The organism is Streptomyces sp. NPDC001594 (assembly GCF_042893675.1).
Lineage (GTDB): Bacteria > Actinomycetota > Actinomycetes > Streptomycetales > Streptomycetaceae > Streptomyces.
The window spans coordinates 238,168-260,495 of sequence record NZ_JBIAVB010000009.1; the positions used below are offsets into that span (position 1 = coordinate 238,168).

General features: G+C 76.3%; 10 protein-coding genes and 1 pseudogene. 6 read left to right on the forward strand and 5 right to left on the reverse strand.

Annotated elements, in window-relative coordinates; genetic code table 11:
* Positions 1–83 precede the first annotated feature (83 nt).
* Together ACFY0O_RS20120 and ACFY0O_RS20125 are read right to left on the reverse strand one after the other, a co-directional pair.
* On the reverse strand, positions 84–701 hold the full coding sequence (locus ACFY0O_RS20120; protein WP_388948142.1) for an NAD(P)H-dependent oxidoreductase: 618 nt from the start codon (positions 699–701) through the stop codon (positions 84–86).
* 83 nt (positions 702–784) lie between these two features.
* Positions 785–3,811 carry an AAA family ATPase gene (locus tag ACFY0O_RS20125; RefSeq protein ID WP_388948144.1) on the reverse strand — a complete coding sequence of 1,009 codons (3,027 nt, stop codon included), beginning with the start codon at positions 3,809–3,811 and terminating at the stop codon, positions 785–787.
* A 303-nt stretch (positions 3,812–4,114) separates the two neighbouring features.
* On the opposite strand from ACFY0O_RS20125, the gene ACFY0O_RS20130 reads away from it, so the two are divergent.
* The 3 genes from ACFY0O_RS20130 to ACFY0O_RS20140 all read left to right on the forward strand — a co-directional run bounded on the left by ACFY0O_RS20130 (position 4,115) and on the right by ACFY0O_RS20140 (position 6,545).
* The gene (locus ACFY0O_RS20130) at positions 4,115–4,798 is read left to right on the forward strand and encodes a LuxR C-terminal-related transcriptional regulator (protein WP_388948145.1); all 684 of its coding nucleotides are present in this window, start codon (positions 4,115–4,117) and stop codon (positions 4,796–4,798) included.
* A gap of 152 nt (positions 4,799–4,950) precedes the next feature.
* Positions 4,951–5,652, forward strand: coding sequence for a DUF4255 domain-containing protein (locus ACFY0O_RS20135; RefSeq protein ID WP_388948147.1), 702 nt, complete (start codon positions 4,951–4,953; stop codon positions 5,650–5,652).
* Positions 5,653–5,972: 320 nt separating this feature from the next.
* Positions 5,973–6,545, forward strand: a complete 573-nt coding sequence (locus tag ACFY0O_RS20140; RefSeq protein WP_388948149.1) for a dihydrofolate reductase family protein — start codon at positions 5,973–5,975, stop codon at positions 6,543–6,545.
* On the opposite strand, the gene ACFY0O_RS20145 is transcribed toward ACFY0O_RS20140, so the two are convergent.
* Entirely contained in the window at positions 6,542–7,369 is an 828-nt protein-coding gene (locus ACFY0O_RS20145) for a methyltransferase domain-containing protein (RefSeq protein ID WP_388948150.1), read from the reverse strand. The two genes, ACFY0O_RS20140 and ACFY0O_RS20145, sit on opposite strands and share 4 nt — an antisense overlap.
* A gap of 116 nt (positions 7,370–7,485) precedes the next feature.
* Here ACFY0O_RS20145 and ACFY0O_RS20150 point away from each other — a divergent pair, with 116 nt between their 5' ends.
* The 3 genes and pseudogenes from ACFY0O_RS20150 (at position 7,486) to ACFY0O_RS20160 (ending at position 11,358) form a co-directional block, all read left to right on the forward strand.
* Positions 7,486–8,340, forward strand: a complete 855-nt coding sequence (locus ACFY0O_RS20150) for a methyltransferase domain-containing protein (protein WP_388948152.1) — start codon at positions 7,486–7,488, stop codon at positions 8,338–8,340.
* 170 nt (positions 8,341–8,510) lie between these two features.
* The gene (locus tag ACFY0O_RS20155; protein WP_388948235.1) at positions 8,511–10,091 is read left to right on the forward strand and encodes a purple acid phosphatase family protein; all 1,581 of its coding nucleotides are present in this window, start codon (positions 8,511–8,513) and stop codon (positions 10,089–10,091) included.
* 77 nt (positions 10,092–10,168) lie between these two features.
* Positions 10,169–11,358: pseudogene (locus ACFY0O_RS20160) on the forward strand (Gfo/Idh/MocA family protein).
* A 7-nt stretch (positions 11,359–11,365) separates the two neighbouring features.
* Here the strand turns inward: ACFY0O_RS20160 and ACFY0O_RS20165 are convergent.
* Together ACFY0O_RS20165 and ACFY0O_RS20170 are read right to left on the reverse strand one after the other, a co-directional pair.
* Positions 11,366–12,133 carry a thioesterase II family protein gene (locus ACFY0O_RS20165; RefSeq protein ID WP_388948154.1) on the reverse strand — a complete coding sequence of 256 codons (768 nt, stop codon included), beginning with the start codon at positions 12,131–12,133 and terminating at the stop codon, positions 11,366–11,368.
* 40 nt (positions 12,134–12,173) lie between these two features.
* Positions 12,174–22,328 (reverse strand): type I polyketide synthase, encoded by a 10,155-nt coding sequence (locus ACFY0O_RS20170; RefSeq protein ID WP_388948155.1) that lies wholly within the window; start codon positions 22,326–22,328, stop codon positions 12,174–12,176.

A 22,328-nucleotide genomic window follows, 5' to 3' on the forward strand; every position in this document is an offset into this window, starting at 1 on the left:
CTCCGGCCCGTATGTCCGGAGGGCAAGGTTCCGCTCCAGCGACCCCCCTGCCCGGCCTTCACGACAGCAAACGCGAAGGTGAGTTACCTCACGTGGTCAGGGCCCGCGGGAGCCAGGAGCGCGGCCGCCTCCCGGCGGGCCCGGTCCAGCCAGGCGGCCCGCTCCTCGGCGGTGGAGTCGCCCACCGTGCGGAAGACCACCCGGCGCACGTCCCGGATCCCGACGTACGGCAGGACGCACGCCGACCAGATGCGCTCCAGCGGGTCGCCGAACTCGCCCTCCTCCCGCTCGGCGGGGGTGTCGGAGGTGTTCAGCACCAGGGCCTTGCCCGCCGTGAGGAGCCCGGCGGGCTCCCCCTGCGCGGTCCCCAGCTTGTAGGCCACGCCCGGCACGAGGACCCGCTGCACCCAGCCCGTCAGGACGGCGGGCGGCATGCCCCACCAGTTCGGGTGGACGAAGACCAGGGCGTCGAGCGTCGCCACCTGCTCCCGGTGCAGCGCCAGCTGCGCGTCGCGGGGGCTCGCGGCCTCCGCGACCGTCTCCGTCTCGTCGGCCGACAGCAGCGGGGCGAACCCCTCGGCGTACAGGTCGTACGCCGACACCTCGGCTCCGCACAGGCGCAGTTCCTCCACCACGGCGTCGAACAGCGCGTGGTTGAAGCTCCCCCGCCGCGGATGGGCGAGATAGACCCCGATGTGCATCCGTCCCCCAGTGGTCGACTCGAACTCGGTTCCCCTGCCCCGCCATTGTCTTCGGCCCGGCCGCGGCCGGTCGCCCGGGGGCCTCATCCGTCGAGAGCGGCGGGCAGTTCCGACCTGCGTCGTACGGCGAGTTTGCGGTAGGTGCTCGTCAGGTGGGTTTCGACGGTGCGGCGGGCCACGTGCAGGAGGTCGGCGATCTCGGTGTTGGTCAGACCGGACGCCGCCAGATCCGCGATGCGGCGCTCGCTGTGGGTCAGGGCCCCGGAGCCGGTGCGGGCCGTCGCCGGGACGCGGGCTCCGCCCTCGCGCAAGGCCTGTTCGGCCAGGGCCAGCAGCCGTCGGCCGCCCTGGCGTTCGGCCAGGTCCGCGGCCTCGCGCAGCCGGTCGCGGGCGCGTGCCCGGTCGCCCGCGGCGAGGAGCCGGCCGCCCTGGGCGAGGAGGGCCTCGACCAGTTCCATGCCGGCGTCGGCGGGGGCCGCCCGGAGCGTCTCGACCGCCTCCTCGGCGAGTTCCAGCCCGTGCCGGCCCCCAGTGGCGGCGGCGAGGACGCGCAGGGCGCGGCCGACCGTGCGCGGGGTGTTCCACACCCGGGCCAGCCGCAGCTCCTCGCCGGCCAGGGCGAGGGCCTCCTGGCGGGCGCCGAGTGCGAGGCGGCACTGGGCCACCGCGGTCCGCCAGGGGGTGACGACCGGGCTGAGCACCTCCCGGGCGGTCTGGCGCCGGCCGCACTCGAGGAAGTCGTGGAGCGCGCCCGCGGGGTCGCCGGCGGCGAGGCGCTGCACTCCGCGCGCGTAGAGGAAGCGGTTGAGCTGCCAGGAGTCCGGGGCCCGGCTGAGGTCGAAGGCCTCGGCCAGGCGGGCGGCCTCGTCGGCGCGGCCCGCGTGGACGAGGGTCATCAGCACGTGGGCGTCCCGGTTGGACGGACCGCTGTGGGCGCGGGCGGCGACCACCGCGCCGTCCGCGCGCACGGCGATCAGCCGGGCGACGTCCCCGCGGGCGGCGGCGATGTCGGCGCGGGTGTTGAGCAGCGCGTCCTCCATCGGGTGGAGCAGGGCGGGGTGGCGGCCGGCCAGCCCGCGGTCCACGAGCCGTTCCGCCTCGTCGAGTTCGCCGGCCCATTCGGCGACCGCCGCCGCCGTCCCCAGCAGGAACGGTTCGGCCAGCGGGTCGGAGGGCTGGGCGAGCAGGGCCCGTACCCGGGTCATGGCCTCGCGGGCGGAGATCAGTCCGGCCGTGGACTCGTAGCGCACCAGCAGGGCCCGGCTGGCGGTGCCGACCAGTTCCGGCGCGTGCTGCCCGCTCTCGGAGAGCCTGCGGTAGGTCTCCTGCCGGGTCAGGAGGTCGGCGTCGGCGAGCAGGGCGGTGGCGGTCTGCACGGTGCGGGTCAGGCCCGGGTGTCCGTCCAGGCTGCCCTCGGTGCGCCGCAGCACCGCCAGGGCGGTGGTCACCTCGCCACGGCCGACGAGGGCGGTGCCGAGGGCGACGGCCGCGCGGACCCGGTCGGGGGGTGCGGCCGGCAGGTGCTGGGCCTCCGCCAGGCGGGCGATCGCCACCGCGCCGCCCGCCGAGGCGTATTCCAGGGAGCCGAGCTCGGTCAGCAGCCGCTGGCGCCGGTCGTCGGAGAGGGGCTCGTCCAGGGCGCGGCGCAGGTAGCCGGCGGCGTGGGCGGGGCGGGCGTCGTGGACGGCGACCGTCGCCGCGTCCCGCAGGACGCGCAGCGCCCAGGGCAGGCCGACGCCCGGTGTGCGCAGCAGGTGGGCGGCGACCGCTTCGGCGGGGGCGCCGCGGCGCAGCATCTCCTGCGCGGCCGCCCGGTGCACGGCCTGCCGCCGTACGGTCGGCCAGCCGGTCAGCACGGCGTCCCGCAGCAGCGGGTGGGCGTAGCGGGGCAGGCCGGCGGGGTCGTGGCGCAGGAGCCCGATACGGGTCATGGCCGCGAGCCATCCCGCCACCCGCGCCGGGTCGGCCCCGGCCGCCTCCCCCAGCACGGCGACCAGGTCCGCCCCACCCGACCCCCCGGGACCGCCGCCCATGCCCGGATCGCCGGGCCCGCCGAAGACACCGGCCCCCGGCGGGGCACCAGGGGCGCCCCGAACCCCGGGCCCGGCCAGGGCACCGAGCGCGCCCGGATCACCCGGCCCCCCGGGACCGCCGCCCATGCCCGGATCGGCTGGAGCGGCGGGGAGGCCCAGGACGGCGGGGGTGCCGGGCCCGCTCTGGACGTCGGAGGCGCCCGTCTGTTCCAGGGGACCGGCGACGGCGGGAGGGCCGGGGGTGCCGGGGTGGGGTTCCGGGGGGTGGGGCGGCCAGGCCTGTTCCAGGGTGGCGAGGCAGCGGGCCACCTCGGTCGTCGCGGGGCCCGCGCTCTCCAGCCACCAGGCGACGGCCGCCGGGTAGTTCCCGGGGTACAGCGCGGCGCAGCTGTCCGGCAGCGGGCCGTCGCCGAGGTCGTGGAGCAGGGCGTCCATGAGGAGCGGGCTGCCGGCTCCCGCGCGGACCAGTTCGGCGGTCCGGGCGGGCCCGGCCTGCGGCCGGGCGGCGCGGACGAGTTCCGCGGCCGAGGCGTCGCCGAGCGGGTCGACGGTGTGGGTGCGGACGAGGGACGGGGGCAGGGACCGCGCGAGCCCCTCGTAGCGGGGGTCGATGTCGTACTGGCTGCGTTCGCTCACGACCAGGAGCACGGGTAATCGGTCGATGCGGCGGGCCGCCTCCCGCAGCCAGCGGCGTGACGGGGCGTCGGCCAGGTGGACGTCGTCCACCGCGACCAGGAGGGGCCCCTCGGCCGCGCGGGCGCGCAGCAGCCGCCAGAGCCGGTCGGCGCCGCCCCGGTCGTCACCGTCGGGCGGGGGGACGGTGAAGTCCGGTGCGGTGCAGAGCAGTTGCAGGACCGTGGCGTAGGGGGCCCCGGTGTCCTCCGGGGAACACCGTGCCCACAGCACCCGCATCCCCCGCTCCTCGGCGTCGCGGACGGCCGCCTCCAGCACGGCGGTCCGGCCGGTGCCGGTGGCCCCCTGGAGCAGCACCAGGCGGCCTGAGCCGGAGCGGGCCCGCTCCGTCTCGGCCGCGATCAGCGCGCGGGCCGCGGTGCGTTCGCGGAGCGGTCCGGTCATCGGTGCCTCCAGGGGTGGGCGTGGTGTTTCCCGCCAGGTGAATGGCGCGATCCGTGTCGTGGTGGTGCGAAGTGGCGTACCTCACTGGCCGGCCCCAGCCCGGTCCGTCGGCCGCCGCGCCCCGCTGTGACCTGCGGTGACGCGCGCGGGGACGGCCGGTCTCGTGGTGGCGTTCGAGGTGGTCTCGTGGTGTGGGCCGTGGTGCTCCACGATTGCGGTCCGCGCGGGGCCCGCAGAAGGGTTGAAGGAGCTCATCCGACACCGGCCCGCGCTCCGCCGCGGGTCTTTGAACAGGGGAAACGGTTGATCAGCACATCCCGGACCACGCCCTCGTACTCTCCCGCCCCGGGCCGCACCCCCGGTCCCCCGGACCGGCGCGTCCCCGTGGCGGTGTCCGCCCCGGACCCGGTCAGCCGTGAGGGCGCCGTCGGCCTGCTGCGCAGACACCCGGAGATCGACCTGCGCGAGGAGTCCGGGCCGGACACGGTGGCCCTGCTCGTGGAGGACGCCCTGGACACGGCGGTCCTGACCCGGCTGGGCCGGATCGTGCGCAGCGAGGGGGCGCGAGCGGTGCTCGTGGTGGGCGCGATGCGCGAGAGCGAGCTGCTGTACGTGGTGGAGTGCGGGGTCGCCGCGATCGTCTGGCGCCGCGAGGCGACCGCCGAGCGGCTGGTGCGGGCGGTGCTGGCCGCTTCCCGGGGCGACGGGGACCTGCCCGCCGATCTGCTCGGCCGGCTGATCCACCAGGCGGGCACGCTGCACCGGGGCGCGGCGGGCCGGACCGGTGCGCCGGCCCTCGGGCTGACGGCACGCGAGGTGGACGTCCTGCGGCTGGTCTCCGAGGGCCTCGACACCGGTGAGATCGCGGGCAAGCTCTCCTACTCCGAACGGACCGTCAAGAACGTGATGCACGGGCTCACCACACGGCTCCACCTGCGCAATCGCGCCCACGCGGTGGCCTTTGCCCTTCGGGAAGGCTACATCTGACCTTCCGGGCAGCCTCGGGCGGCCCTCGGGGTGCGCCGGGGCAGCGGGCGGTGCCCCGCAGCCGTCCCCCGCGGCCCCTGCGGCCCGGGCGGCCCTCCGGGGGACGATCGAGGACCGACGGCGCGGGACGGGCGGACCGGGAGGGTGCAGGCGTGATCCACGAGGTGGACGAGACACTCAAGCGCCTCCTCGGCGGCGGGGCGTTGGCGGGTTCGGGCGTCGAGGTGTCGTTGGAGGCGCCGACCCGTGACTGGGCGGCGCGCCGCAACGCGCCCGTGGTCAACGCCTATCTGTACGACATCCGGGAGGACGTGACTCTGCGCCAGCGCGGCCACGTGGCGGTGCGCGACGGGCGCGACGTGGTCGTGCGGCGGCGCCGGCCGCCGCGCTGGTTCCGGCTGTCGTACCTGGTGACGGCGTGGACGAAGACCCCGCAGGACGAGCACCGGCTGCTGTCCGCGGTGCTCGCGACGCTGCTGCCCCGGGAGCTGCTCGCTCCGGACGAACTGCCGCTCTCCCTGCGGGCGCTGGGGCTCTCCGTGCCGCTGACGGTGGCCGGCGGCCAGGCGGAGTCGCGGTCGCTCGCCGAGATCTGGTCGGCGCTCGGCGGGGAGCTGAAGCCCTCCCTCGACCTGGTGGTGACGGCGCCGTTCCCGGCCTTCCCGGAGTACGACGCGGGGCCGCCGGTCACCGAGGGCGCCCCCGTCCGGGTGGGCGGCCCGGACGGCGCTCCGGCGCTGCCCGAGGAGCGTTCGCACCGGCCCCGCCAGGTGGCGGCCGCCCGGGCGTCCCGCGCCTCCTGCCAGGACCCCGCCTCACGCCAGGACCCCGCCCGCCGTCCGGACGCGCGGTGACCGCCCCGTACGTCTTCGCGGAACCGGGCCCGCGCCCGGGCCGGCCGGGCGGCCAGTGGCGCCCGTTCCGCGTCGGCGAGGCCACGAAGGTCCGCTTCACCGTCGATGTCCGCGCACGCGGCCTCCGCCGACAAGCAGGTCGCCATCGCGGAGATCGAGTTCTTCGGCCCGTCGAGCGCCGGCCGATGAGTTCTTCCGTGTCCGGCGGTCATAGATCATGGCTGGTGCGCCCCGGCCGCCGCGAGGCGGACGGCGGCGCACCCGCCGGATCCGGTTGACCACCGGTCGACCACCGTCGCACGAGACACCGAGGACCACAGATGCGCACCCTGATCAGCACCGCTTTCATCTCCCTCGACGGCGTCGTCGAGGCCCCGGGCGGCGAGCCCGGCTACCGCAACGCCGGATGGACCTTCAAGGACGTCGAGTTCCTGCCGGAGGCCTTCGCCATCAAGGGCGCGGAGCAGAAGGAGGCCACCGCGATGCTGCTGGGCCGGACCAGCTACGAGGCGTTCAGCCCCGTGTGGCCGGACATGGCCGACTTCGCCGACTACAAGGTGATGCCGAAGTACGTCGTCTCCACCACCCTCACCGAGGAGGACCTGGTGACGAACTGGGGCGAGACGACCATCCTGCGCTCGCTCGACGAGGTCGCCGCGCTCAAGGAGACCGAGGGCGGCCCGATCATCGTCCACGGCAGCGCAACGCTCAACCGGGCCCTTTCGGACGCGGGCCTGATCGACCGCTACCACCTGCTGGTCTTCCCGCTCCTGCTCGGCGCGGGCAAGCGGCTCTTCAGCGCCACGGACAAGGACGCCCAGAAGCTCAAGCTGGTCGAGCACGAGGCCTACGCCAACGGCCTGCAAAAGCAGGTCTTCGACGTCGTCCACTAGGCCGGCCGACGGCCCCACGCCGAGATCAGCGGGGCGGTGGCCAGGTCGAGGCGGCCCTCGGCCACATGGGTGAGGTGGGCGTCGATCTCGGCGTCCGTGGCCAGGCCCGCGGCCACCAGGCGGGCCCGGATCTGGCGTACGGTCGCCGCCTCCAGCGCCGCGCAGGCCGGCGAGGTGATCGGGAAGTAGGCGTCCGCGCCGACCTCCGCCAGGCCGGCCTCGCGCAGCACCCGCGGCAGGGTGCGGCCGAAGGAGAGGTCCGCGCCGCGCCCGGCCATCAGCGTGCGGAACCCGGCGCGCAGCCGGTTCGCCAGGCGCTGTTCGGGGCCGGTCTCCTCCGGGCAGAGCAGCGGCTGGAGCGCCGGGTCGGCGTCCTCCAGCAGCAGCCAGCCGCCGGGCCGCAGGGCCCGCACCATCCGGCGTACGGCTTCGGCCCGCCGGGTGACGTGGACGAGGACCAGCCGGGCGTGCACCAGGTCGAAGCGGCCGTCGCCGCCCGGGGGTTCGTCGGCGGCGACGTCGTGCCGGAGCACCCGCACCCCGTGGCCGGCGAGGCCGCCGGTCCAGGACACGTCGATGTCCGTGGCGACCACGGCGCCGCCGGGTCCGACCCGGGCGGCCAGGCCCAGGGGCACCGAGGGCCCGCCGGCGCCCACCTCCCAGCAGCGCATCCCGGCGCCGATGCCGAGCCGGTCCACGTGCCGGAAGGTCACCGGGTCGAAGAGCTCGGCCAGCGCGGCGAAGCGCGCCCCCGCCTCCGTCTGCCGGTTGTCCAGCAGGTACCCGCTCTCCCCCGCGCCCTCTTCGGCGTGCCGCTCGCTCATGCCGCCGATTGTCGCAGCCCGCCCGGACAGCGCCCGGCGGAAATGCGGAGGCGGCCCGCGCGCACGTCTCGTAGCATCGGCCCGCATCCACCCGTCGAACAGCGCCCAAGGACTTTGTGAACCCCACCGACCTCCCCGCCCTGGCCCCCTCGATCGCGGCCGGCATGGCCGCCTCCGACCACAGCCCCGACGTCCAGCTGGCCCAGACCCGCCACCGGGCCTCGCTCGTGGCGGGCTGGGACATCACCCCGGGCTCGCGGGTCCTCGAACTGGGCTGCGGGCAGGGCGACATGACCGCCGTGCTGGCGGAGGCGGTCGGACCCGACGGCCGGGTGGTGGCCGTCGACGTGGCCGATTCCTCCTACGGGGCGCCGGTCACCCTCGGGGAATCCGCCGCCCGGCTGGCCGCGGGGCGGCTCGGGCCGCGCATCGAGTTCCGCTTCGGCACCGACGTCCTCGACCCGTCGGCCGTCTTCCCCGACGGCGCCTTCGACCACGTGGTGCTTGCGCACTGTTCCTGGTACTTCGCCTCGCTCGGACAGCTGGGCGACACCCTGGCCCGGGTGCGTCCGTGGGCGCGGCGGCTCTGCTTCACCGAGTGGGACCTGACGCCCGGGACCGGCGGCCGGCTGGCGCACCTGCTGGCGGTGCTGGTCCAGGGCCAGGCCGAGGCCGCGGGCTCGCACGGCGAGGGCAACGTCCGCACGCCCTTCTCCCGTGAGACGCTGCTGGGGCTGCTGCCCGGGACGGGCTGGACGGCCGACGCCTGCGCACCGGTCGACACTTCGGAGCTCCAGGACGGCGACTGGGAGGTCGCCGCCTGCCTCGAACTCGCCGCGTCCCAGGAGCGACTGGCCGCGCTCGCCGAGCCGGTGCGGCAACTCGTGCTGAGCCAGGCCGACGTGCTGCGGGCCGTCGCCAGGCCACGGGGCAACCGCGCGCTCGCCGCGTACTCGGTCACCGCCCGCTGAGGGACGCAGGCCGGCTCCGGCGGGCCCGTGACGGTGACCTGCCCGGACCCGTCACGCGCCATTACACGGGATGGGGAATTCCGTGGACTCTCATGGGGGTCCGTCTCACCGCCGTTCACCCGGTGGTCCGTTGCCCGTCGCCTCGGGAGAGGAAGTTCGCCCCCATGGCACTGGACGTACCCGATTTCGGAATCCCCCAGAAGCTCGCCGCCCGCATGAGCATGGCCGAGCAGCACGAGTACCTGCGTGCGCGGTTCACCCGGCGCGGCGCGCTGCGCGCCGGCGCCGTGACCGCGGCCGTCGCGGGGCTGGGCCTGGGCGCGGGCGCGGCCTCGCCCGCGTACGCCGCGGCCCCGGCCCTGCTCTCCTCCGGGGAGCGGCGCGGGGTCGACGGCTCGCTGGCCGCGCCGTTCGGCCGGCACCTGCAGTACGGGGCCGACCCGAAGACGCAGATGCGGGTCTCCTGGCAGGTGCCGTTCGCCGTGCGCAAGCCCTACCTGCGGGTGGGGACCAGCCCCTGGGCGCTGAGCGGGAGGATCGACGCCGAGGTGCGGCACCTGACCACCCCGGTCCTGAACGGCGGGAAGATCGCCGCGGCGGAGCAGTTCTACCTGCACGCGGCCCTGGACCGGCTGCGGCCGGGCCAGACCTACTACTACGGGGTGGGCCACGACGGCTTCGACCCGGCCGACCACCGCAACCTGGGCACGCTGGGCACCTTCACCACGGCTCCCGCCCGCCCCGAGGGCTTCACCTTCACCGCCTTCGGCGACCAGGGCGTCAGTTACCACGCGCTGGGCAACGACGCGGTGCTGCTCGCCCAGAACCCGGCCTTCCACCTGCACGCGGGTGACATCTGCTACGCCGACTCCTCCGGCTCGGGCGGCACCGGCGACACCTACGACGCCCGCGCCTGGGACCAGTTCCTCGCGCAGACCGAGACGGTCGCCAAGACGGTGCCGTGGATGGTGACCACCGGCAACCACGACATGGAGGCCTGGTACTCGCCGCAGGGCTACGGCGGCCAGAAGGCCCGCTGGTCGCTGCCGGACAACGGCCCCGACCCGGTGAACCAGCCGGGCGTGTACTCGTTCGTCCACGGCAACGTCGCCGTCGTCGCGCTCGACGCGAACGACGTCTCGTACGAGATCCCCGCCAACTTCGGCATCAGCGGCGGCCGGCAGACCGCCTGGCTCGACCGGCGCCTGGGCGAGCTGCGGCACCACCGCGACGTGGACTTCATCGTGGTCTTCTTCCACCACTGCGCCTTCTCCACGACGAGCTCGCACGCCTCCGACGGCGGGGTGCGCGACGTGTGGGTGCCGCTGTTCGAGAAGCACCAGGTGGACCTGGTCGTCAACGGCCACAACCACGTGTACGAGCGGACCGACGCCATCAAGGGGAACAAGGTCGGGCGCAAGGTGCCGATCGGGGAGCGCACGGACCCGACGCGCGACGGCATCGTGTACGTGACGGCCGGCGCGGCCGGACGCTCCCTGTACAGCTTCCCGGTGCCCGACTCCTACGAGGGACACGTCGCCGACCGCGACAGCGTGGACACCTACCGCTGGAACAAGGGCGCGACGAAGGGGGCGGAGACGGTGGAGTGGTCGCGGGTGCGGTACACCGACTACTCCTTCCTCGCGGTCGAGGTGGAGACGGGACGCTCCCCGAAGCTGAAGGTGAGCGCGCTGGCCGAGACCGGGCAGCGGATCGACCACTTCGAGATCCAGCGCGGCTCCGACCGCTGAGCGGTCCCCGGCGGGCGCCCTGTCGCCGGGGGCGCCCGGAGTGGTAGACCTGCCTCCTGGAGCAGAGGGGGGCGGCCGTGCCGGACATCAGGATCGGGGTCCTCGGATACGGCCTGCGCGGGGCCCTGGCCCGGACGGCCCACCGCCCGGGCCGGGGCGCGGTGGTGGCCGCGGTCGCCGACCCCGACCCGCGGGCCCGCGCCGCGGCCGCCCGGGCGTTCCCCGGCGCTCGGGTCCTCGCGGATCCGGCGGAGGTGATCGGGGGGCCCGGCATCGACGCCGTCCTGGTCCTCACCCCCGACCACACCCACGCCGGGCTGACGGTCCGCGCCCTGCGGGCCGGCCGGTCTTCGTGGAGAAGCCGCTGGACATCAGCGTGGAGCGGTGCGACGAGGTGCTGCGTACGGCGTACGAGACGGGTACCCGGCTGTACGTCGGGCACAACATGCGGCACATGCCGGTGGTCCGGCTGATGCGGGAGCTGATCGGGCGGGGCGCGGTCGGCACCGTGAAGACGGTGTGGATCCGGCATTTCGTGGGCTACGGCGGCGACTGGTACTTCAAGGACTGGCACGCCGAACGCCGCTTCACGCACGGGCTGCTGCTGCAGAAGGCCGCGCACGACCTGGACGTGCTGCACTGGCTGGCCGGCTCCTACACCGAGGACGTGCAGGCCCTGGGCGATCTGATGGTCTACGGCGGGATCCCGCACCGCCGGGCGCCGGGCGAGCCCAAGTCGGCCGACTGGTACACCGAGGACGGGCACTGGCCGCCGGGCAGCCAGCGGGACCTCAACCCGGTGATCGACGTCGAGGACGTGTCGCTGATGAACCTGCGCCTGGGCAACGGGGTCCTCGCCGCCTACCAGCAGTGCCACTTCACCCCCGACTACTGGCGCAACTACACCGTCATCGGGGACGCCGGCCGGCTGGAGAACTTCGGGGACGGCCCGGGCGGCGAGGTCCGGGTCTGGAACGCCCGGCGGTCCTCCTACCGGGCCGAGCCGGACGCCCGCCACCCCGTCCCCGCCGCCCCGGCGGAGGGCGGGCACGGCGGGGCGGACCCGCTGCTGGTCGACGAGTTCCTGCGCTTCGTCCGCGAGGGCGGGCGCACGGACACCTCCCCCGTCGCCGCCCGGATGGCGGTGGCCGCCGGGTGCGGGGCCACGCAGTCGCTGCGGGACGGCGGGACCCCGCGCAGGGTCCCGCCGCTCGATCCGGTGCTGGCCGCCTACTTCGAGAACGGGCAGCGCAGGCCCGCCGGGTGAGGGGTCGTCATGCGGCGGGGGCCGTGCGGAGCCGGTCCGCCATGGCCCCGATGACCTCGGCCTGGTCGCGGACCAGGTAGAAGTGGCCCGGGGAGAACACCTTCAGCTCGAAGGGTCCTTCGGTGTGCTCGGCCCAGGCGGCGGCCTCGGCCAGGGTCACCTTGGGGTCCTCGGTGCCGACCATGGCCGTCACGGGGCAGCGCAGCCGCTCCCCCGGCCCGGGGGCGTAGGTCTCGGCGGCGCGGTAGTCGGCGCGGATGGCCGGCAGGACCATCCGCAGCACCTCCTCGTCGCCGAGCAGCCGGCTGTCGGTCCCGCTGAGCGCCTTCATCTCCTCGATCAGCCCGTCGTCGTCGCGCAGGTGCACGGTCTCGTGGCGGTACGCGGAGGGGGCCCGCCGGCCGGAGGCGAACAGCGCGGCCGCCACGACGCCCTCCTCCCGTTCGAAGCGGCGGGCGACCTCGTAGGCGACGGAGGCCCCCATGCTGTGGCCGAAGAAGGCCAGGGGCCGGTCCGCCCAGGGCAGCAGGGCGGTGAAGACCTGGTCGGCGAGCTCCTCGACGCTGTCGACGAGGGGTTCGGCGCGCCGGTCCTGGCGGCCGGGGTACTGGACGCACAGGACGTCGGCGAAGTCCGGCATGGCGCGGGCGACGGGCAGGTAGAAGCTGGCGGAGCCGCCCGCGTGGGGCAGGCAGACCAGGCGGACGGAGCTGTCCGGCCTCGGCTGGAAGCGGCGTATCCACAGGCTGCTGTCGGTGGTGGTCGGGGTGTTCACGGTACGGGTCGGTCCTTTCGAACGGGGAGCGGGACGGGGGTCACGGCAGCTTGAGGATCCACTCGTCGACGGCGGTGGCCGTCGACTCGGCGTGGCGTTCCATCAGCGTGTAGTGGTTGCCGGGGACTTCGGTGACGGTCCGGGCGTGTTCGGGGGCCGGCGGGCGCTCGTCGGCGCTGCCCGCGGCGGGGCCGTCGGCCATCGGGTCGGCGGCGCGGACGACGAGGGTGGGGGCGGCGGCCTCGGGGGCGTTCCAGTCCTGGAAGAGGGCGAGGTAGCCGCCCATGGCGGTGAGCTGGGTGCCGGGTGCGGAGATGAACCCGAAGCGGTCGGACTGCTCGCGGACCACGGCGGCCTGGAACCGGTCGCCCATGCCCTGGGTGCGGGTGAAGCAGTCGAGCATCACGATGCCTTCGACGGGCCGGCCCAGCCGCTCCAGCCGGCAGGCGACGGCGTGGGCGACCCAGCCGCCCGAGGAGTAGCCGACGAGGACCACGGGGTCGTCGCCCGCGCAGGCGGTGACGGCCCCGACGTGGACCTCCAGGAGGGCGTCGAGGTCGCGGGGCAGGGCCTCGCCCGGGGCGAAGCCGGGCTCGGGCAGTCCCCAGATGCTGCGCCGGCCGCCGAACGCCGCCGCGAAGCGGGCGTACTGGTGGACTCCGGAGGGGGCCATGTACGGGCCGAAGCAGACCAGGTGGGGGCCTTCGTCGCCGTGGGCCAGGCGGACCGGTACGGGCCGGTGGCCGAGGGCGTCGGCGGCGTCGAAGACGGGGCGCAGCCGGGCGGCGGCGGTGAGCATCCCGATGCCTTCGGTGAGGCGGCCGGTCTCGCCCGCCCGCCGGTAGAGGGCGACGAGCAGGTCCTCCCCGGCGGTGTCGGCGGCCGGCGCGGCGGGTGCGGCGCCGGGGCGCAGGGCGGGCAGTTCCAGGAGGTGGGCGGTGAGGGCGGCGGGGGTGGTGTGGTCGAAGACGAGGGTGCCGGGGAGTTTCACGCCGGTGGCCCGGCCGAGCCGCTGGGCGAGCTGGACGGCGGTGAGCGAGTCGAAGCCGAGTTCGAGGAAGACCTGCCGCTCCCCCACCGCGTCGGCGGACGGGTGGCCGAGCACGGCGGCCGCTTCGGCGCGGACGAACTCCAGGACGGCCGGGGCCGGGTCGGCGCCGCCGAGTGCGGCGAGTCGGCGCGGCAGGGGCGGTCCGGCGTCGGCCGGGGTGTCCGTGCCGTCCTCCTCGGCGGCGGTCAGGCGGCGGACCTCGGGCAGGTCGGCGATGAGGGGGCTGGGTCGGGCGGCGGTGAAGCCGGGGACGAACCGGGTCCAGTCCAGCCGGGCGACGACCGCGGTGGTCTCGCCGCGTTCCACCGCCCGGCGCAGGGCCAGCACCCCGAGGGCGGGGTCCATGGGGTCGAGGCCGCGCAGCCGCAGCCGTTCCTCGGCGTCCCGGTCGACCATGCCTCCGCCGCCCCAGGCGCCCCAGGCCACGGAGGTGGCGGTGAGGCCGCGGGCGCGGCGGTCCTCGGCGAGGGCGTCCACGAGGGCGTTGGCGGCCGCGTACCCTGCCTGGGCGCCGCTGCCCCAGGCGGCGGCGCCGGAGGAGAACAGGACGAAGGCGTCGAGTTCCCGGTCGGCGAGGAGCTCGTCCAGGTGGGCGGCGCCGGCGGCCTTCGCCCCGAGGAGCACGGCGAGGTCGGCGACGGTGGTGTCGGCGAGCATCGCGGGGGTTCCGGTGCCGGCGGCGTGGACGACGGCGCTCAGCGGGGGCAGGGCGTCGAGGGAGTCCAGCAGCCGGGCCACGTCCGCGCGGTCGGCCAGGTCGCAGGCGGCCAGGGTCACTCCGGCGCCCAGGGCCCGGAGTTCGGCGGCCAGTTCGGCGGCGCCTTCGGCGTCGGGGCCGCGGCGGCCGGCGAGTACCAGGTGGGCGGCTCCGGCGCCGGCGAGCCAGCGGGCGACGTGGCTCCCGATGTGCCCGGTGCCGCCGGTGACCAGGACGGTGCCGCGGGGCCGCCAGCCGGGCCCGTCCGGTGCCCCGGCGGCGGTGGCACGGAGCATCCGGCGGGCGAGGAGCCCGTCGGCGCGCAGGGCGAGCTGGTCCTCGCCGCCGGTCGCGGTGAGGGCGGCCACCAGCCTGCGGCCGGTGCGGCCGTCGGTGGCCCGCGCCCCGTCGGGCAGGTCGACGTGGCCGCCCCAGCGGCCGGGGTGTTCGAGGGCGGCGACCCGGCCCAGGGCGGCCACGGATGCCTGGCGGACGGAGCGGACGGGGTCGGCGGGGCCGGTGGAGACCGCGCCCCGGGTCAGGCACCACAGGGGGGCGTCCAGGCCGGCGTCGCCGAGTGCCTGGACGAGGAGCAGGGTGGTGGCCAGGCCGAGGGGGACGGCGGGGTGCTCCGGGTGGTCCCGTTCGTCCAGGGCGAGCAGGGACAGGACGCCGCCGGCCGTGCGGCCGGCGGCGCGCAGCGCGTCCGCGAGGGAGTCCCGGTCGGCGTCGCCCGCCACGTCCAGGCGGACGATCTCGGCGCCGTGGGCGGCGAGGGAGTCCAGTGCCAGGTCCACGGCGGGGTCCCCGGGCAGGTCGCGGGGGACGACGGCGAGCCAGGTGCCGGCGGGGCCCGCGGGCGCGGCCGGGTCGGCCACCGGCTTCCAGGCGATGCGGTAGCGCCAGGCCTCGGTGGCGGCCTCCTCGTGGCGGCCGCGGTGCCAGGCGCCGAGGGCCGGGAGGGCGGTGCGCAGGCTGGCGTCCTCGTCGATGCCGAGTTCCCGGGTGAGGGTGGTGAGGTCCTCGCGGGTCACGGCCTCCCAGAACCCGGCGTCGGCGTCGGCCGCGCCCGAGGGGGCCGGGGCGGTGGCGGTGTCGGGGGCGTCGAGCCAGTGGCGCTGCCGCTGGAAGGGGTAGGTGGGCAGGGCCACGGCCGGTCCGGGGCGGGGTGTGCCGTCGCCGAGGACGGCCGTCCAGTCCACGGGGACGCCGTGGGCGTGGGCCTCCCCGAGGGAGGTGAGGAAGCCGCGCTCGCCCCCTTCGGTCCGGGTGAGGGTCGACAGGACGGCGGCGGGGGTCTCCGTGGGGGTGTCGTCGACGGTGTCCTGGAGCCCGTAGACGAGGACGGGGTGCGGGCTGACCTCGATGAACACCCGGTGTCCGGCGGCGAGCAGCCGCCTGGTGGCCTGTTCGAAGCGGACGGTGCGGCGCAGGTTGGCGTACCAGTAGGCGGCGTCGGGTGCGGTGTCGAGGGGTTCGCCGGTGACCGTGGAGTGGAACGGGACCAGGGGCGCGGCGGGGGTCAGCGCGGCGAGTTCCGCGGCGAGTTCCTCGCGTACGGCTTCGACCTGGGCGCTGTGCGAGGCGATGTCCACCCGGACCCGCTTGGCGCGTACGCCGTCGGCGGCGCAGGCTTCGAGGAGCTGGTCGAGGGCCTCGTGGTCGCCCGCGACGACCACGGTGCGGGGGCCGTTGACGGCGGCCACGGCGAGGCGGCCGTCCCAGGGGGCGATGCGGTCGGCGGCCTCGGTCTCGGGCAGCGGGAGGGAGACCATGCCGCCCCGGCCGGACAGGCGTAGGAGCAGGGCGCTGCGGCGGGCGACGAGGCGGGCGCCGTCCTCCAGGGTGAGGGCTCCGGCGACGACGGCGGCGGCGATCTCGCCCTGCGAGTGGCCGACGACGGCGGCGGGGCGGACCCCGCAGGAGCGCCAGAGTTCGGCGAGGGAGACCATCACGGCCCAGAGCACGGGCTGCACCACGTCGGGGGTCTCCAGCGGCGGTGCGTCCTCGGCCGCGCGCAGGACGCCTTCGAGGTCCCAGGTGACGTGGGGGGCCAGGGCGCGGCCGCAGGCGGCGATCCGGTCGCGGAAGACCTCGGAGGTGTCGAGGAGGGCGACGGCCATGCCGGCCCACTGGGAGCCCTGGCCGGGGAAGACGAACACGGGCTGGGCGGGGGCGGCCGCGGTGCCGCGGACGGCGCCGGTGTGGGAGGCGCCGGAGGCGAGCGCGTCGAGGGCGGCGGTCAGTTCCCCGTGGTCCTCGCCGACGACGACGGCGCGTTCGGCGAAGGGGGTGCGGGTGGTGGCGAGGGCGTGGCCGGTCGCGCGGGGGTCGGGGCCGGGGTCCTCGCGCAGGAGGGCGGCGATACGGGCCGCCTGTTCCTCCAGGGCCGGCCCGGTGCGGGCGGCCAGGGGCAGTGCGGTGACCCGCGGGGACAGGGGCCGCAGGGCGGGGGCCCCGTCCGCGCCGGTCCCGGGGGCGGGTTCGGGGTCGGGGTCGGGCTGCGGGGCTTCCTCGAGGATGACGTGGGCGTTGGTGCCGCTCATGCCGAAGGAGGACACGCCGGCCCGGCGGGGCCGGCCGTCGGCGTCGGGCTCCCAGGCGACGGGGACGGTGAGCAGCCGGACGTCGCCGGCGGTCCAGTCGACGTGCGGGGTGGGTTCGTCGGCGTGCAGGGTCCTGGGGAGCAGGCCGTGCCGCAGGGCCTGCACCATCTTGATGATGCCGCCGGCTCCGGCGGCCGCCTGGGTGTGGCCGATGTTGGACTTGAGGGAGCCCAGCCACAGCGGCCGGCCGGGGTCGCGTTCCTGTCCGTAGGTGGCGAGCAGGGCGGAGGCCTCGATGGGGTCGCCGAGGCGGGTTCCGGTGCCGTGGCCCTCGACGGCGTCGACGTCGGCCGCGGTCAGGCGGGCGTCGGCGAGGGCCTGGCGGATCACGAGTTGCTGGGCCCGTCCGCTGGGGGCGGTGAGCCCGTTGGAGGCGCCGTCCTGGTTGACGGCGGAGCCGCGGACCACGGCGAGGACGGGGTGGCCGTTGCGGCGGGCGTCGGAGAGCCGCTCCACCAGGAGCATGCCGACGCCCTCGCCCCAGCCGGTGCCGTCGGCGTCGGCGGAGTAGGCCTTGCAGCGGCCGTCGGCGGAGAGGGCGCGCTGGCGGCTGAACTCGACGAAGGCGCCGGAGCTGGACATCACGGTGACCCCTCCGGCGAGGGCCAGTTCGCATTCGCCCTGGCGCAGCGAGCGGGCCGCCAGGTGCAGGGCGACGAGGGAGGAGGAGCAGGCGGTGTCCACGGTCACGGCGGGGCCTTCGAGGCCGAGGGTGTAGGCGATGCGTCCGGAGGCCACGCTGGCGGCGTTGCCGGTGCCGAGGTAGCCCTCGACGCCTTCGGGGACGGCGAGTCCGCGCCGGATGTAGTCCTGGTAGCCGGAGCCGACGAACACCCCGGTGCGGCTCCCGCGGACGGTGGCCGGGTCCAGTCCCGCCCGTTCGAAGGCCTCCCAGGAGGTTTCCAGGAGGAGCCGCTGCTGCGGGTCCATGGCGGTGGCCTCGCGGGGCGAGATGCCGAAGAAGGCGGCGTCGAAGTCGGCCAGGTCGTAGAGGAAGCCGCCGGCCCGGGCGTAGGTGGTGCCGGGGTGGTCGGGGTCGGGGTGGTAGAGGGAGTCGAGGTCCCAGCCGCGGTCGTCGGGGAAGACGGACATGGCGTCGGTGCCCTCCGCGACGAGCCGCCACAGTTCTTCGGGCGAGCGGACGCCGCCGGGGTAGCGGCAGCTCATGGCGACGATGGCGATGGGTTCCTCGTCGGCGCCGGCCCGGGGGGCGGCGGCCGCGGACGGCTTCTGCGGCTCGTCGGCGCCGAGGAGTTCGGCGAGGAGCCGGCCGGCGAGGTCGAGGGCGCAGGGGTGGTCGAAGACGAGGGTGGTGGGCAGGTCCAGGCCGGTGGCGCGGACCAGGCGGCCGCGCAGTTCGACGGCCGTGAGGGAGTCGAAGCCCAGGTCGCGGAAGGCCCGTCCGGGTTCGACGGCCTCGGGGCCGCCATGGCCGAGTACGGCGGCGGCTTCGCGCCGGACGAGTTCCACGAGGGTGCGGTCCCGGTCGGCGGGGTCGGCCTGGGCGAGGGTGCGGCGCAGGGCCCGGGCGGTGTCCTCGGCCGCGCCGGCGCCCGTGGGGCGGCCGCCGGAGGCTTCGCGGACCTCGGGCAGGTCGGCGAGGAGGGGGCTGGGGCGGCCGATGGTGAAGGTCGGGGCGAAGCGGGCCCAGTCGACGTCGGCGACGGTCACGGCCGTGGCTCCGCGGCCGACGGCCCGCTCCAGGGCGGTGAGGGCCTCCTCGGCGGGCAGGGGTTCCAGGCCGCGCTTGCGCAGGCTCTCGGCGATCTCGGGGGTGGCGGCCATGCCGGAGCCGGCCCAGGGGCCCCAGGCGAGGGCGGTGGCGGGCAGGCCGTCGGCTCGGCGGGCGGCGGCGAGGGCGTCGAGGTGGGCGTTGGCGGCGCTGTAGGCGGCCTGGCCGCCCGCTCCCCAGACCCCGGCGATGGAGGAGAACAGCACGAACGCGTCGAGGGGGTGCCCGTCCGGGAGTTCCCGCAGCAGGGCGTCGAGGTGGACGGCGCCCGCGGCCTTCGCGGCGAGGACGGTGTCGAAGGCGGCCGGGCCGGTGTCGGCCAGAAGTCCGGGCGTGTCGATCCCGGCGGTGTGGACGACGGCGGTGAGGGGGTGTGCGACGTCCGGGGCGGTGAGTTCGCCGAGGAGCCGGGCGAGGGCGTCCCGGTCGGCGACGTCGCAGGCGGCGACGGTCACCCGGGCACCCAGTGCCTCCAGTTCGGCGGTCAGTTCGGCGGCGCCCTCGGCGGCGGGGCCGCGGCGGCCGGCCAGGACGAGGTGTTCGGCGCCGCGGGCGGCGAGGAGCCGGGCGACGTGCCCGCCGAGGGCGCCGGTCCCGCCGGTGATCAGGGCCGTGCCGCGGGGCCGCCACGCGGCGGCACGCCGGGCTTCGGCGTCGGGCGTGCGGGTGAGGCGGCGGGCGAACACCCCGTCCGGGCGGACGGCCAGCTGGTCCTCGGGGCCGTCGGCGGTGAGGAGGCCGATCAGCCGGTCCAGGGCGGTGGTGTCGCAGTCCTCCGGCAGGTCGACGAGGCCGCCCCAGCGGTCGCCGTGTTCCAGTGCGGCGACCCGGCCGAGGCCCCAGATCCGGGCCTGGGCGGGGGCGGTCGGCCGGTCCTGGGGTCCGGTCGTGACGGCTCCCCGGGTGGCGCACCACAGGGGGGCTTCGACTGCGGCGTCGCCGAGGGCCTGGAGCGCGGTGAGGGTGGCGGCGTCGCCGCCGGTGAGGGCGGCCAGTCCGGCGGCGGGGCGCCCGTCGAGGGCCAGCAGGGAGACGACGGTACGGGGTGCGGCGCCGGCCGTGGCCTGCCGCAGCCGGGCGGCGAGGGCGGAGCGGTCCTCGGCGGGGTCCACGGTGAGGGTGGTGGTGCGGGCCCCGCGGGCGGTGAGCGCCTCGCGGAGCGCGCCGGTGAGGTCCGTGGCGGCGGGGCCGGCGCCGTCGGCGGGGGCCAGCAGGAGCCAGTGGCCGTCGGCGGGGCCGGTGGCGGGGGCGGCCAGCGGCTTCCAGGTGGTCTCGTACTGCCCGTCCTCGATCGGGGACCGGCGGCCGGCGGGGGCGGCGGGCAGCAGCCAGTAGTCCTGGCGCTGGAAGGCGTACGTGGGCAGGCCGATGCGGCGGGCGCCGCGGCCGGCGTGGACGGCGGCCCAGTCGACGGGGGTGCCCTGGACGTGGAGGCGGGCGAGGGCGGTGGTGACGGCCAGGTGCTCGGGACGGTCGGTCCGCAGCAGCGGGACGAGGACGGGCCCGTCGCCGAGCACGTGCCGGGCCTGGGCGGTGAGGACCCCGCCGGGGCCCACCTCCAGGAAGGCGGCGACTCCTTCGGCGGCGAGGGAGGCGACGGCGTCGGCGAAACGGACCGCTTCGCGGACGTGGCGGACCCAGTGTTCCGGGGAGCAGAACTCCTCGGCGGTGACGGGGCCTCCGGTGAGGGTGGAGACCACCGGCAGCCGCGGCGGCGCGAAGGTGACGGATGCGACGGCGGCCCGGAAGGCGTCGAGCATCGGGTCCATCAGGGGCGAGTGGAAGGCGTGGGAGACGGCGAGGGCCTTGGTCCTGCGGCCTTCGGCGGCGAGCCGGTCCACGACCTGGGCCACGGCGTCGGCGGCGCCCGAGACGACCACGGAGCGCGGCCCGTTGACGGCGGCGACGCCGGCCCGGTCCGCCAGGCCGGCGAGCAGTTCCCGTACCTCCGTCTCGGAGGCCTCGACGGCGACCATCGCCCCGCCGCCCGGGAGCGCCTGCATCAGCCGGCCGCGCAGGGCCACCAGCTTCGCCGCGTCGGCCAGCGACAGCACGCCCGCCGCGTGGGCGGCGGCGTACTCGCCGACGGAGTGCCCGGCAAGGTGGTCGGGGCGCACCCCCCAGGCCTCCAGCAGCCGGAACAGGGCCACTTCGATCGCGAACAGGGCCGGCTGGGTGTACTCGGTGCGCTCCAGCAGGTCGGGGTCCTGCCCGAACACCACCTCCTTCAGGGGGCGTTCGAGGTGCGGGTCGAGGGCGGCACACACCGCGTCGAAGGCCGAGGCGAACCGAGGCTGGGACTCGTACAGTTCACGGCCCATGCCCAGGCGCTGGCTGCCCTGGCCCGAGAAGAGGAACGCGGTGGCCGCGTCCCGTCCGGCCACGCCCTCGACGAGCTGCGGGGCGGGCTCGGCGGCGGCGAGGGCGGTGACTCCGGCGACGAGCCCGGGCAGGTCGGCGGCGACCACGGTGGCGCGGTGCTCCAGGACGGCCCGGGAGGTGGCCAGGGAGTGCGCCACGTCCACGGGGCTGACCTCGCCGAGGCCGAGGACGTGCCGCAGGAGGCGTTCGGCCTGTTCGCGCAGGGCCGTGGTGTCGCGGCCCGAGAGGGTCCAGGCCACCGGCAGCGGACCGGCGGCGGGTACGGGTTCCGGCTCCCGCTCCGGCTCGGGCAGGGGCGGGGCCTCTTCGATGATGGTGTGTGCGTTGGTGCCGCTCACCCCGAAGGAGGAGACGGCGGCCCGGCGCAGCCGGCCGTCCGCCGTCCAGGTCACGGGCTCGGTGAGGAGGCGGACGGCGCCGGAGGCCCAGTCGACGTGCGGGGAGGGTTCCTCGGCGTGCAGGGTCCGGGGCAGGACGCCGTGGCGCATCGCCTCGACCATCTTGATGATCCCGCCCACACCCGCCGCGGCCTGGGTGTGGCCGATGTTGGACTTGAGGGAGCCCAGCCACAGCGGCCGGTCCTCGGGGCGGCCCTGCCCGTAGGTGGCGAGGAGGGCCTGGGCCTCGATGGGGTCGCCGAGGGTGGTGCCGGTGCCGTGCGCCTCGACCACGTCCACGTCGGACGCGGCGAGCCCGGCACCGGCCAGGGCCTGTTCGATGACCCGCTGCTGGGCGGGGCCGTTGGGGGCGGTGAGGCCGTTGGAGGCGCCGTCCTGGTTGACGGCGGAGCCCCGGACGACGGCGAGGACGGGGTGCCCGTTGCGCACGGCGTCCGAGAGCTTCTCGACGAGCAGCATCCCGACGCCCTCGCCCCAGCCGGTGCCGTCGGCTCCGGCGGCGAAGGACTTGCAGCGGCCGTCGGCGGACAGGCCCTGCTGGCGGCTGAACTCGGTGAACATGCCGGTGGCGGCCATCACGGCGGCCCCGCCGGCCAGCGCCATGGTGCATTCGCCCCGGCGCAGGGCCTGGACGGCCAGGTGGAGGGCGACGAGGGAGGAGGAGCAGGCCGTGTCGACGGTCAGCGAGGGGCCTTCCAGCCCGAAGGTGTAGGAGAGGCGGCCGGAGGCGACGCTGGGGGCGGTGCCGGTGAGCAGAAAGCCCTCCAGTTCCTCGCGGGTGTCGCCGCTGCCCGCGTACCCCTGGTAGGCGAGGCCGACGTACACGCCGGTGCGCGAGCCCCGGACGGAGGTGGGGGCGATGCCGGCCCGTTCGAAGGCCTCCCAGGCGACTTCGAGGAGGAGCCGCTGCTGGGGGTCGGTGGCCAGGGCCTCGCGGGGGGACATGCCGAAGAGGGCCGGGTCGAAGCGGCCGGCGTCGTGGAGGAAGCCGCCCTCGCGGGTGTAGCACTTGCCGGGGACGCCCGGGTCGGGGTCGTAGAGCCCCTCCAGGTCCCAGCCGCGGTTGCCGGGGAATCCGGTGACCGCGTCGGAATCGCTGTCGACCAGCCGCCACAGGGCTTCGGGGCTGTCGACGCCGCCGGGGTAGCGGCAGCTCGTGGCGACGATCGCGATGGGCTCCTGGTCCTGCGCCTCCACCTCGTGCAGGCGGCGGCGGGTCTGCTTGAGGTCCGCCGTCACGCGCTTGAGGTAGTCCAGCAGCTTCTGTTCGTTCCCGCTCTGCTGGTGCTGCTGGTCCTGCCGGTTCTGCTCGTTCTGCATGTTCTTCAC